The organism is Porifericola rhodea (genome assembly GCF_030506305.1).
GTDB classification, from domain to species: Bacteria; Bacteroidota; Bacteroidia; order Cytophagales; family Cyclobacteriaceae; genus Catalinimonas; species Catalinimonas rhodea.
Window position 1 is genome coordinate 2809095 of sequence record NZ_CP119421.1, and the last position, 12703, is coordinate 2821797.

11 protein-coding genes are annotated in these 12703 nt (G+C 42.2%); 7 read left to right on the forward strand and 4 right to left on the reverse strand.

The features are described 5' to 3' along the window. Positions 1-14 precede the first annotated feature (14 nt). Positions 15-1562 carry a RagB/SusD family nutrient uptake outer membrane protein gene (locus tag PZB74_RS11490; RefSeq protein ID WP_302236074.1) on the forward strand — a complete coding sequence of 516 codons (1548 nt, stop codon included), beginning with the start codon at positions 15-17 and terminating at the stop codon, positions 1560-1562. A gap of 77 nt (positions 1563-1639) precedes the next feature. Here PZB74_RS11490 and PZB74_RS11495 read toward each other — a convergent pair whose 3' ends face one another. The 3 genes from PZB74_RS11495 to PZB74_RS11505 all read right to left on the reverse strand — a co-directional run bounded on the left by PZB74_RS11495 (position 1640) and on the right by PZB74_RS11505 (position 3894). Then, positions 1640-2359, reverse strand: a complete 720-nt coding sequence (locus PZB74_RS11495; RefSeq protein ID WP_302236075.1) for a hypothetical protein — start codon at positions 2357-2359, stop codon at positions 1640-1642. A 148-nt stretch (positions 2360-2507) separates the two neighbouring features. Beyond that, positions 2508-3329: a M15 family metallopeptidase gene (locus tag PZB74_RS11500; RefSeq protein ID WP_302236077.1), complete on the reverse strand. Its 822-nt coding sequence runs from the start codon at positions 3327-3329 to the stop codon at positions 2508-2510. Between the two features lie 73 nt (positions 3330-3402). Next, positions 3403-3894: a hypothetical protein gene (locus tag PZB74_RS11505; protein WP_302236079.1), complete on the reverse strand. Its 492-nt coding sequence runs from the start codon at positions 3892-3894 to the stop codon at positions 3403-3405. 118 nt (positions 3895-4012) lie between these two features. Here PZB74_RS11505 and PZB74_RS11510 point away from each other — a divergent pair, with 118 nt between their 5' ends. The 5 genes from PZB74_RS11510 (at position 4013) to PZB74_RS11530 (ending at position 11034) form a co-directional block, all read left to right on the forward strand. Further along, a complete protein-coding gene (locus tag PZB74_RS11510; protein WP_302236081.1) occupies positions 4013-4651 on the forward strand; it encodes a Pr6Pr family membrane protein in 639 nt (212 codons plus the stop codon). Between the two features lie 192 nt (positions 4652-4843). Next, entirely contained in the window at positions 4844-5332 is a 489-nt protein-coding gene (locus tag PZB74_RS11515) for a GbsR/MarR family transcriptional regulator (protein WP_302236083.1), read from the forward strand. 28 nt (positions 5333-5360) lie between these two features. Further along, positions 5361-6476 carry an efflux RND transporter periplasmic adaptor subunit gene (locus PZB74_RS11520; RefSeq protein ID WP_302236085.1) on the forward strand — a complete coding sequence of 372 codons (1116 nt, stop codon included), beginning with the start codon at positions 5361-5363 and terminating at the stop codon, positions 6474-6476. 6 nt (positions 6477-6482) lie between these two features. Further along, on the forward strand, positions 6483-9611 hold the full coding sequence (locus tag PZB74_RS11525; RefSeq protein ID WP_302236086.1) for an efflux RND transporter permease subunit: 3129 nt from the start codon (positions 6483-6485) through the stop codon (positions 9609-9611). A 25-nt stretch (positions 9612-9636) separates the two neighbouring features. Continuing rightward, complete coding sequence (locus PZB74_RS11530) at positions 9637-11034, forward strand: efflux transporter outer membrane subunit (RefSeq protein WP_302236087.1); 1398 nt, start codon at positions 9637-9639, stop codon at positions 11032-11034. 223 nt (positions 11035-11257) lie between these two features. Here PZB74_RS11530 and PZB74_RS11535 read toward each other — a convergent pair whose 3' ends face one another. Beyond that, positions 11258-11737, reverse strand: coding sequence for a DinB family protein (locus PZB74_RS11535; protein WP_302236089.1), 480 nt, complete (start codon positions 11735-11737; stop codon positions 11258-11260). A gap of 101 nt (positions 11738-11838) precedes the next feature. Here PZB74_RS11535 and PZB74_RS11540 point away from each other — a divergent pair, with 101 nt between their 5' ends. Next, positions 11839-12582 carry a class I SAM-dependent methyltransferase gene (locus PZB74_RS11540; RefSeq protein WP_302236091.1) on the forward strand — a complete coding sequence of 248 codons (744 nt, stop codon included), beginning with the start codon at positions 11839-11841 and terminating at the stop codon, positions 12580-12582. Positions 12583-12703 lie beyond the last annotated feature (121 nt).

Below are 12703 nucleotides of genomic sequence, written 5' to 3' on the forward strand. Positions count from 1 at the left end.
AAAAAGTACTGATTATGAAATATAGTATCATCAAAATCAGCAGACTTTTCCTTTGCGGATTAGTATTAATTGCTTCGGCTTGTTCGGACTTTCTGGACGAAGAAGACCCTTCTAACCTGACGCCGGATAACTTTTATACCATACCTGACCATGCGGAAGCCGCTATCGCTTCTGTCTATGACGATATTCGCTTCTATGGTGATGGAGCAGGTATCTTTTCATCTAACTGGCAACTGCTGGAAGCACCAACCGGTACTTCTACTACAGAAACTGCTCAGAATTCTGACCTGAACAACCTTTATTCCCTCACCTGGGATGGTAATACCGGCCACATCAAAAACTGGTGGCGGGGGTTGTACAAGGTTATTGCTCAAGCTAATCTGGTGCTGGATAAAGTGCCTGGTATTACACCTATGGACGAAGATCAGAAAACCAGAATTCTGGGTGAAGCTAAGTTTTTGAGAGCCTGGGCGTATTTTTATGCCGTGCGCCTTTGGGGTGATGTGCCATTGGTACTTACTCCGCAATCAGCCTCTTCAGAAAACTTCTTCCCTGCGCGTAGCCCTTTGGAAACGGTATATGAGCAAATTGTCAACGACCTTAAAGATGCGGAAGCTGCGGGCTTACCCTGGACAGACGAGAGCGGTAGAGTATCTCAGTCAGCAGCTAAGGCTATGCTTTCTAAAGTATACCTGACAATGGCGGGGTATCCACTAAACAAAGGAAGTGAGTATTATCAGTTGGCAGCCTCTAAGTCTAAGGAGATTATAGATAATCCTGGTCCGATAGCGCTTTTTGATACTTATATGGAAGTGCATGACGAAAGGCTGGGCAACCAGCAGGAGCATATCTTTATGCTGCAGTATAATGATCTGGTGCAGGGCAATCCTATGGGTAATATGTTTCCTAACTTTAAACCTGTGACTTATCGCGGACCTTCAGGTACGGGTAGCACTGTGCCCACCTTCTCTTTTTATGAGTCTTACGAAGAAGGCGACTTAAGAACAGTAGACCAGCAGGGATATTTTTATACGACTTATTACGAAAATGGGAGCGGTGAGCCATTTGATTTGGGCGCGCCTTATATTTTCAAACATTTTAATGTAGTAGCTAATGGTATTGCTGGTGTGCCCGGTACTGCTAAAGATAACCTTAATGTACCTATGATACGCTTTGCCGAAGTGCTGCTGATCTATGCCGAAGCTTCTAACGAAGTAAATGGCCCTACACAGGCTGCGGTAGATGCGTTAGAGAGAGTAAGAGATCGTGCTGGTCTGGAGACACCCTCGGTAGGAGAGTTCACACAGGATTCTTTTAGAGAGCTTATTTTGAAAGAACGCTGGCATGAGTTGGCTTACGAAGGTATCACCTGGTTTGATATGGTAAGATTGCGTATGGTGTACAATGAGCAGAATGATGATTTTGATGATTTTGTAGGTCATGTAAACCAAAACTCTAATCAGGCGCTACAGGAGAAACATTTACTTTTTCCTATTCCGATACAGGAGATGCTAAATAACCCTAATCTGGAAATACAAAACCCTGGCTATCAGCAGCAGTAGTTTGGAAGTATCTTAAATAATAAGTAATAAAAAAAGCGGGAAATAACTCTCCCGCTTTTCTCACTTAAAATCTAACCTTATCTAACTTTTTCTTTTAAACTTTCCATCTTGGTCCGGGCGTCAGTTCTGCCCAGGGCAAAAGATTTTTCGTACAGCGTAAGGGCTTCTTTATAAGCCTCTTTTTTCTTCTGGCGAACTAGTTGCGTACGCCTGGCTACTTCTTCTACTGCTTCGGCACGAGCATAATACGCATCAGCCTGAGAAATCTTCTGTTGGATAATCATCTCCTTAATGCGGGCTTCAGCTTGAGCCAGCTCTTCAGTACGAGCCATAATCTCGGCGGTCTTGAGACTAATCTCTTCTTCTTTAAAGGCTACTGTGCTAAGCAGAGTATTGTTTTCTGTCTGTAAGCCCACTACCTGTTGCTGTAACATTTGCATCTCAACATTTTTGTCGGCAATCTCTTTCTTTAACTTTTTAATGCTGGACGCATAGGTTTTGCTGGCACTCTCAGAAGTAAGAAGTGTTTTCTCCAGTTCGGCCACTCTGGCCTGGCTTTCGGCTATGTAAGCCTGTATGCTCTCCATACGCATAGTATAGCTGGCATCAGCTCCCATTTCCATGTTAATGGCCAAAAAGTTGCGAGACGCGTCAATAGAATCCATTAGTATGCCTACTTCTTCCAGTACGCGGGCTGCCTGCTGGCTATTTTGTAGCTCCAGTTCCAGACTGTCTATCTGGGTATGTAACTGCTCTTTTTCATTGTTTATACCACAACTAAAAAAAGTGGTACTCATAAGGGTAGCACTAATAATAAGAGCTACATTCATTTGTCTGATCATATAGAATTTAAATAAATCTAATGATTAGACGAGGGGCTTTTGCAAAGTCACTATTCAAAGAAAGAATTATTTTTACTGAAGAGAAAAAGGCGATTTGTTATGATTAGTCTTGCCAGTTTTTACATAGAGGAGCTATTCCATTAACATATTTGCCAATGGCATCTATCTGTTCTGCTACCTGATCACCATCAAAACCCCCAAGCTTGTCATACCCAATAAGCTCATTGTACTGCTCAAGAAACTGACGGGAAAGAGGCATATAACTCCAATGCCACTTTTCTTCGTGGTAACCATCGGGTCGGTCAGGCCCTTTCTCGGTATATACCTGACAAAAGCCGTACTCGTGGGCGTGAGCTAATAGCCAGTCATAAAGTTTTTTGCCCTCGCCCTTAGCAAAGTAAGCATTGTTTAGCGCATTCAGGTCCAGGTCAGTTCCCCAATGGTGACGAGAGGTGCCGGGCATTGAGCTGTACTCTAAAATTTTGAGTGCCCGCTGTGCCGGATCTGCAATACTTTTACTCAAATCCTGACCGCTCACTTTACGCTGCCCGTTCCACTTGGCCTCCCAGATACTTTTTTGCGCGGCAAAATTTCGGGTAGCTGAAATGATGTGCAGTTGTATACCTTCTTTTTTTGCGGCCTGGGCCATTTGTACAAACTTATCGTAAGTTTCGTCGCGCAGATAAATATTGGTTTTGCTGGTATACTGGCTGGCGATTTTGCTAAAGCTGCTATCTTTCGCCGGATTAATTTTGCCTAGCAATTCATCTTCAGTCAACCTGAGCTTTGCTGGCAGTACGTCGGTGTTATCATTTTGAGCACTTGTTGTAGATACTTTATCAGGCACGGCTGCTTCTTCGCTATCTATCTGGCTGGGTGAGTCGCAGGAGAGGCTAAAAACGAGGAGAAATATAAGTTTGTACATGTAGTAGCTATCGTATGTTGACAGAGAGCAAGTTTAGCGATTTATCCTGAAAATTGAGAAGAAGTCTAGCGTATTACTCGCTCATAATACTTTCTCCTGCTGTTAAATGCTCACTACTGTCTGCCAGAGGAAGTTTTAGTTTAAGCAATAAATCTTTATGGCTGCGGTAACTATGAATTTGTGCTGCACCCTGATATTCTTTTTTAAGCAGTGCTATTAAGTTGGAAGGTACTAAGGAGGGGGTATAACCCTGTGCTTCTCCTAAAGTGCTTCCCAGGGTACTAAAGATTTCCACTATTAAAAAAACACCTTCTGTAAAGGTGCTAATTCTTAAGCGTAAAGGGTAAGAGCATCGTTCAAATTCTTTTTGCCAAACTGAAAGAGAGAGGCAGAGCAATGAGGTTGGTAGAGGAAGATGTAGCGTGCATTCTTCAGTTCGCAGCTCTAATTGTAGTTGTTTTAGTTTTTTTAGCTGTAGCGCTTCTAGCTTTGGTTTTAGGTCTGCCAAAGCTTGTTTGAGTGTAATTGTACCTGCTCCCTTTTTTTGGGGAATGGATAAAGACATGGCTATTATTAATAAAAAATCTGTAGGTGTAATATAACAAAACCCATAGGCAATGACTAAAAGCCTTTTTTGTAAAAATAAGGAAAGCCCTTAATTTAAGGTGATCAATTTTTAAGCTATGCTAAAAACAGAAAAATACTTCAACCTAATTGGTGCTGCTGTTGGTACTTTTGCCCTGCTAAGCCAATATATTTTAATGTTGGAAAATAGTAATCACACTACGCTGGAAACAAGCATACGCTTCTTTAGCTACTTTACTATCTTAACGAATTCTTTAGTAACCATCTTTTTTCTAGTCCGCGCCCTGGGAACTCCTGCTGTTTTTAATAAGCTGTTTAGTCAGCCCGGAGTTATGACTGCAATTTCTGTTTATATCACCATAGTAGGGGTGGTCTACCAACTTTTGTTGCGGCAGATTTGGGCACCAGAGGGTTTGCAGTTGCTGGTAGATGAACTATTGCATTCAGTTATCCCACTTTATTTTGTGTTTTACTGGTATCGCTTTGAAGCGCACAGCAGGCTTCGCTGGCAACATATTCCCTCCTGGCTCTTTTATCCTTTACTCTATTTGGTATATGTGCTGCTTCGCGGAAGCGTGTCAGGTTTTTACCCTTACCCTTTTTTAGATGTCAACAGCCTTGGGGTGCGACAGGTTTTACTCAATAGTTTAGGTTTACTTTTTGTCTTTTTGTTCTTTTCTGTTTTATACGTAGGTATAGGTAGGTGGAAAATTCAGCGGACGGTATATAATGCCTGAGTATAGTTTCAGGGCTATTTTCTCAATATTTAGCTTTAGCAAGCCTTTCATTGTATTATAAAAAGGACTTCAGTTTTTCTTATTCTTTTTACTGCCAAACGTTAACTTATTTTCTCTTCTCTCGTAGGTTTAATTAGTTTGGAAAGTTCTAAACTAACTATATGTTAACAGAATTAACTATTAAAATAATTAATGGATTGCTCCGAAGAGAAAAAGCAATTAATAGAAGAAGCAGGTTTATTTTTTGAAAAGAAGTATAAGTTTTCCCCTCTAGTAGCCCGCATACACGCGCTCATGATCTTAAGCTCCAACCAGGGACATACTTTTGAAGAAATCATGGAAATTACCGGTGCCAGCAAAGGTTCGGTATCTACCAGCTTAAACCTTCTGATTCAATTACAAAGTGTAGAGTACATCACAAACTCAGGTGATCGTAAAAGGTACTTCAGAAGCACAAAAAAACATCTGAAGAATACGCTGCGTGAGAGTTTGGATCGTATACATGAGGAGATGAGACTCACAGAAAGATTTAATGCGTACAACTGCAAACACAATAAGCAGAAATTTATAAAAAATGAATCTATAGGCCTGATGTTTCTGGATTACCTAAAATCTCAGGAGCAAAATATTAAGGAGACTATAGCTAAAATGGACAATTTTTTAAGCGAGAACGCCTCATAATTCCCCAATGTAGATAAAAATGAAAAGAATGAGTAAATACCTTGCTGTAGTAGCAGCATGTTTGATGTTTTCTTGTGCCAGTAAGCAGAGTGGACCTAGCCCTCAAGCACAGGGTGGAGCAGTATCACCCTATCCGGTGATTAAAGTTCCTACCAAAACGGTAACCTCTTATAATGCCTACCCAACCAACATAGAAGGAGTAGTGAATAGTGAGGTACGTGCTAAAATATCCGGCTATATAACAGAAGTACTGGTAGATGAAGGTCAGCAGGTGAAAAAAGACCAGATACTTTTTAAGCTGGAGACGCAATCGCTAAGCCAGGATGCGGCAGCGAGCAAGGCTAATGTACAGGCAGCGCAGGTAGAGGTAGACAAACTAAAACCTCTGGTAGAGCAGAAAATTATTAGTGAAGTACAGTTGGAGACAGCCAAAGCTCAGCTGGAGCAGGCGAAGAGCGCCTATAATAGTATAGCAGCCAATATTGGTTATGCTAATATTAAAAGCCCGGTAGATGGCGTAGTAGGTTCTATTAACTACCGTAAAGGGGCATTGGTAAGCCCTCAGGACCAGATTCCCCTAACACGCGTGTCTTCAATAGATAATGTGTATGCTTATTTTTCTATGAACGAGAAGCGCTTTCTGGATTTTGTTCAGACTGCCAAAGGTGAAACCATAGACGAAAAAATAAAAAATCTTCCTAAGGTAAAGCTAAAGCTGGCCAATGGTAATGAGTATGCCAAAGAAGGGGAGATAGAAACCATTTCTGGCGAAGTAGACCCTCAAACAGGTACGGTTACCTTTCGTGCCAAATTTGACAACCGTGGCGGAATGCTGAGAAACGGAAGCAGCGGTACTATTCTAGTGCCTGAAACCTTTGAAAATGCGCTAGTTATACCGGCAGTGTCTACCTACGAGCAGCAGGGAAAAACATTTGTCTATCAGGTAAAAGGAGACTCTCTAGTATCTACCTCAATCAATGTATTGTCAGAAATAGACAGAATGTATGTAATAGACCAGGGACTGGAAGAAGGCAATACCATCCTAGCCAAAGGTGTAGGCAATGTAAAAGCCGGAACCAAAATTAAGCCTCAACCTGCTGCGTTTGACAGCATTGTTTACTCTTTTAACACTGTTTTCAGATAGTATATCATGTTAAAGATTTTTATTGAAAGACCTGTTCTTTCTACTGTAATATCTATTATTCTTGTCATACTGGGGGTACTGGGGCTTACGCAGCTTCCAGTGACTCAGTATCCGGATATCGCGCCGCCCACCGTTCAGGTAAGTGCTACTTATCCGGGAGCTAATGCGGAAACCATACTGGAGAGTGTCATTATTCCTATAGAAGAGCAGATCAATGGGGTGGAAGGTATGACCTATATTACCTCAAGTGCCAGTAACAATGGTTCGGCTACCATACAGGTGTTTTTTGAGCAGGGGTACGATCCTGATATTGCTGCGGTAAACGTACAAAACCGTGTAGCTAGTGCCAATGCTGTACTGCCTGACGAAGTGATACGGGCGGGAGTAATTACTGCCAAAAGGCAAAACTCCGCGCTTTTGTATGCCGCGCTGTACTCTACCAATCCGGAGTACGACGATACCTATGTGCAAAACTACCTGAACATCAATGTAAAGCCTGAGCTTCAGCGTATTAATGGTGTTGGAGAAGTAAGTGTGTTCGGAGGTAAAGACTACTCCATGCGTATCTGGCTAGACCCTAGCAAAATGGCTAACTATGGCCTTACGCCTAATGATGTAATTGGTGCAATAGGCGAACAAAGCCTGGAGGCTGCTGCCGGTGCCCTGGGGCAAAATGCTGGTGAATCTTTTGAGTATGTAATCAAGTACAAGGGCCGTTATAAAACGGTAGACGAGTACGAGAATATTATCATTAAAGCACAGGACAATGGTAAGATGCTAAGGGTAGGAGATGTAGCAACAGTAGAGCTGGATGCCTTCTCCTATTCATCACTTTCACGTTCAAGAGGTAATCCTGCCATTAGTTTTGGTGTATTCCAGACCCCTGGCTCTAATGCTCAGGAAATTATAGAGAAAATCTATGACCGACTGGATGAAATGGAAGAAGATTTTCCGGAAGGAATTGAGTATCTGATCAATTACGATACGAACAAATTCCTGACCGCTTCCATCAGTAAAGTAAACCGTACACTGATTGAGGCTTTTTTGCTGGTATTTTTCGTGGTATTTATCTTTTTACAAGACCTGAAGTCTACCCTGATACCTGCCATTGCGGTGCCAGTATCTATTATTGGTACGTTCTTCTTTCTAAATTTACTGGGGTATTCCATTAACCTGCTTACCCTATTTGCTTTAATTCTGGCTATTGGTATTGTTGTGGATGATGCCATTGTGGTGGTTGAAGCAGTGCATGCCAAACTTGAAAGTGGCTACGATAATGCCAAAAAAGCTTCTATTTCTGCCATGAGCGAAATTAGCGGAGCTATAGTGTCTATTACACTAGTAATGGCAGCGGTATTTATTCCTATTACCTTTATTCAGGGGCCTTCAGGGGTGTTTTACGAGCAGTTTGGTGTTACTCTGATTGTCGCTATTTTGATTTCGGCAGTTAATGCCCTTACGCTAAGTCCAGCACTCTGTGCTTTGTTCCTTAAACCTCAGCATAATGGCCATGAGAAAAAGAACTTTTTACAACGATTCTACTCAGCCTTTAATACTGCATTTAGTGCTACGCGAGATAAGTACGTAGGCTCGCTTCATTTTCTGGTAAAGCACAAATGGATCTCAGTAGCTATACTAGCAGCCGCTGTATTTTCTATTTACTGGATCAACCAGTCTATCCCTTCTGGGTTTGTACCATCAGAAGACCGTGGCGTAATCTTTATGAATGCAGAATTACCTCCGGGTGCCTCTTTAGACAGAAGCTATGAAGTAACCGAGCAGTTGTATGATGAGATAGAAACTATTGAAGGAATCAGAACTGCCTCCCTTATTAGTGGGCGAAATTTCTTCTCTGGTGCAGGTAGCTCTTATGCTATGGGCTTTATTATACTGGAAGACTGGGAAGACCGGCAGACCGAGGCAACTTCTATACAGAGCATTATTCAGGAGCTTAATAGAAAATCGGCTGCCATAAGCGATGCCCAGATCATCTATTTTACACCGCCTAGCGTGCCCGGTTTTGGTAGTGCTGATGGTTTTGAAATGCAGGTGCTGGACAGAACATCAGGAGAACTCAAAGAACTAGACGAAACCGCCACCGAATTTGTGGGGGCGTTAAACCAGGATCCGTCTATCGGTTTTGCATCCAACTCGTTTAGTACGGATTTTCCTCAGTTGGAAATGGATATTAATGTCGCCAAAGCCAAAGAAGCCGGCTTAAGCATCAGCGATATCCTAAGCTCTATGCAGGGGTATATCGGAGGATATTACGCGACTAACTTCAGCCGTTTTGGTAAGCAGTACAGAGTATTTGTACAGGCTCTACCTGACGATAGAAGAGATCTGGAAAGCCTGAACAGTATGTACCTGAAAACGCCTAGTGGAGAAATGGCTCCTATCTCACAGTTTGTAAGCCTGGAGAGAATTTACGGTCCTCAGACAGTGAACCGTTTTAACCTCTTTAACGCGGTTACCATAAATGGCTCTGCGGCTCCCGGATACAGCTCAGGAGATGCTATTGCTGCCATCCAGCGACTGGCCGAAGAGAAATTGCCTAACAACTATGATGTAGCATTTTCTGGTATCACTCGCGAAGAAATTGCTTCTTCAGGACAGGCCACAACTATATTTTTGTTAAGTATTCTTTTTGTGTACTTCCTGCTGGCAGCACAGTACGAAAGCTATCTGCTTCCATTCTCAGTCATCTTTTCGCTTCCGATAGGTGTGGCAGGTGCTTACCTTACTACTTTTCTGGCAGGTTTGCAGAATAACATCTACTTCCAGATTGCCCTGGTTATGTTGATTGGTCTGCTGGCGAAGAATGCCATCCTTATTGTAGAGTTTGCCATTCAGGGTCGTAAGCAGGGGCTAAGCATTACCGAATCAGCAATAGAGGGTGCCAAAGTGAGGCTTCGTCCTATTCTGATGACTTCTTTTGCCTTTATACTCGGACTTCTCCCTCTGGTACTGGCTAGCGGTGTTGGAGCAGAAGGAAACCGCTCTATAGGTACTGGTGCTGCTGGAGGGCTACTGATAGGTACAATAATCGGTATTTTCATTATTCCGGTGCTGTATATTTTCTTCCAGTGGATGCAGGAGAAAATAAGCAAAAAACAAAAAACTGTAGGAGCTTAAATTATAAGAACAGCTAAAGAAGTACATGAAAAGTTTAAATAAACTACAAGCCGCACTATTATTTCTTATTGTTTTAAGTTTACAGTCCTGTTTCGTTGCCAAAGATTACAAACGGCCGGAGATAGTAGAAGAAGACTACTTCCGGACTGATAAGCTGGAGCAGGATAGCCTTACCATGGCCGATGTCTCCTGGCGAGAGTTGTTTACCGATCCGGTATTGGTAGGGCATATAGAAGAAGGCCTTAAGAATAATATAGATATACGCACTGCTATTCAGCAGATACTAATAGCTGAGGCCTATGTTAAGCAGGGGAAAGCCTCGTTTTTTCCTTCTGTTAATGCCAACGCGCAGATTACGCATCAGGAGCTCTCCTCTAACAGCCAGTTTGGTAGTTTTTTCTCCTCACTGGACCAGTTTGAGTTGAGTAGTAACATATCCTGGGAAGCAGACATATGGGGCAAAATAAGAAGCAACAAAAGAGCTTTTGAAGCATCTTATCTGCGCTCAGTAGCAGCTCATCGTGCTGTAAAAACACAGCTGATAGCCAGTATAGCATCTACCTACTATCAGCTTCTGGCTCTGGATGAGCAGATCAGAATTACGGAAGAGACGATAGAAAACCGTAACAATAGTGTAGAAGCTACCAAAGCGCTGAAGCGTGCTGGTAATGTAACGGAAGTAGGTGTAATACAGACAGAAGCTCAGTTCTATACTGCCCAGGCAATACTGGTAGATCTGAAGAAACAACTTAGGTTGCTGGAAAATACATTTTCTATTTTACTGGGAGATGAACCCCGGGAGATTGAAAGGTCAGAGCTGCAAGCACAGCAGATAGAGACAGAGCTTAACGTGGGGGTGCCGGTTCAACTACTACGTAATCGTCCGGATGTGATGGCAGCGGAGTACAACCTGATCAATTCATTTGAGCTGACCAATGTGGCAAAAAGCAATTTTTACCCCTCACTGACACTAACCGCTAATGTAGGTTTTCAGAGTCTGGATATTGCGGAGCTTATAGATCCTAATTCTTTGTTTGCAACCATCATAGGTGGTCTGACGCAGCCGGTTTTTAATGCTCGTCGTATACGTACAGAGTATGAAGTGTCTGAAGCTGAACAGGTGCAGGCTCAGCTTAATTTTAGGCAAACTTTTATTACCGCCAGTAAAGAAGTGTCTGATGCTCTATATACCTACGAAGCGGCTACTGAAAAAATAGAGATTAAGCAACGAGAATACGAAGCCTATAATACGGCTACCAATTACTCTGAGCAGTTGCTCAACAATGGTTTAGCCAATTATCTGGAAGTTTTGACTGCCAGAGAGAATGCGTTAAACACTCAACTGGACTTAATCAATGCTCGCTTTAATCAGCTGAGCTCTATTGTAGATTTGTACCAGGCCTTGGGTGGTGGATGGCAGTAGTATGCTATTAAGTAGTCCTCAATCAAGCTATAACAATTTGATTGAGGGCTACAAATTTTAATAAGCATACTCACAAGGGACAGGTATGGCAGAAACTAATTGCTTACCAGGCTCACAAAAATAAATTGTCTGTTGTTTTAGGAGTCAAAGCTCTCCCAAAATCAGTGCAGATATGTCCGAACTTTAGCAAGACATTTTTTTGCTAAGCACTATCGGTAATAGCTTAATGCAAACCCAAGAGGCGCAAGATGACTAAAAGCTGTCCGGTATGGTAGGCTGTATGCTCAACTACCAGCATAGCCTCACGAAACAAAGTTTGCTCTTCGCCATGAGTAAAAGGTACAAACAACTCATTTCTGGAATCGCTGATATATCCACATAGCTGCTGCCTATCTTCAAAGTAACGCTGTACAAGGTTTTGCCATTCTTTTTCATCCTTTGGTGCTTTTGCTTCGGGCCAGTAATCTTTCGGCCACTCCAAAGGCTGATAATTGCTATGGCGCGTAAATTCAAGAATATCGTTCTGTGCCAGCCAGATATGATAAAACTGCTGATAAAAAGAGTAAGGTAACCCTTCGGGTATTTTGCCTAAGTCATCAAAAGCTATCTTATCTAGCAGATGATCAAGAGGAATAAAAGCTTCGCCCCCCTCCAGGTGCTTGATGAGTTGGTCTCTCAGAACTTTGTCTTCAGATGTATGCATATCTTTATAATCTACTTTTAAGTATTAGTGTTAAATTATGGTAAAACTTATAGGCCGACTTTACCATCCAGATATTTTTTCAATAGTACAGAAAGATTTATATGAAAGCTGCTAATGCACACACAAATCAGGGATACTGGACAGAGCAGGATTCTGAGGACTTTATAGATTATGGGGATTATTTTATTCCGTATCGGCAAGAGCAACGCAGGGTTTTGCTTCAGCTGTTAAGCCCCCTGCCGCCTCATAGTACTGTAGTAGACTTATGTGGAGGAAATGGCCAGCTTGGCAAAATTATACTAGACCAATACCCACAGTTTCAGCTCAAGTTATACGAACTTTCGGACAAGATGCTACAACATGCCAGGCAAGACTTAGGCAAATATGGTAAGCGGTTTGAAGGGCACAAATTTGATTTAGCGGATCATTCCTGGCGCCAGGGCATGGAAAAAGTTGATGCTTTTATTTCTTCTCTGGCTATACATCACCTGAGCGCATTTCAAAAAAAGGAGCTTTTTGTAGATCTTTTTAAGTTGCTCAAGCCAGGAGGGGGGCTGCTAATCGCAGATGTGGTTTTGCCTGCTGCTTCCGCTGCTTTTAGTATATATGCCCAAGAATGGGATGCTTGGGCTCGGCAACAGGCAGACGAGCTCAATGATGATAAAGTTTATCAGAAATTTAGCGATGAGAAGTGGAATTTTTTTCAATACCCTGAAGATGACCCACTAGACAAGCCCTCTACGATTTACGAACAGCTAAGCTGGCTTGGTCAGGCTGGTTTTGAACAAGTAGATGTATTCTGGATGAAGTCAGGTATAGCCGTATTCGGTGGATACAAGCTTTAATGATATAGATTATCAAGGTCTTATGCTTTATGAGAATTTAAATAAATAGTTGAAAGCGTAAGTAATGTCTTATTTTTAGTATGCTTTGATGTAACTCTAAGTGTCAATATTGGGTTATAAG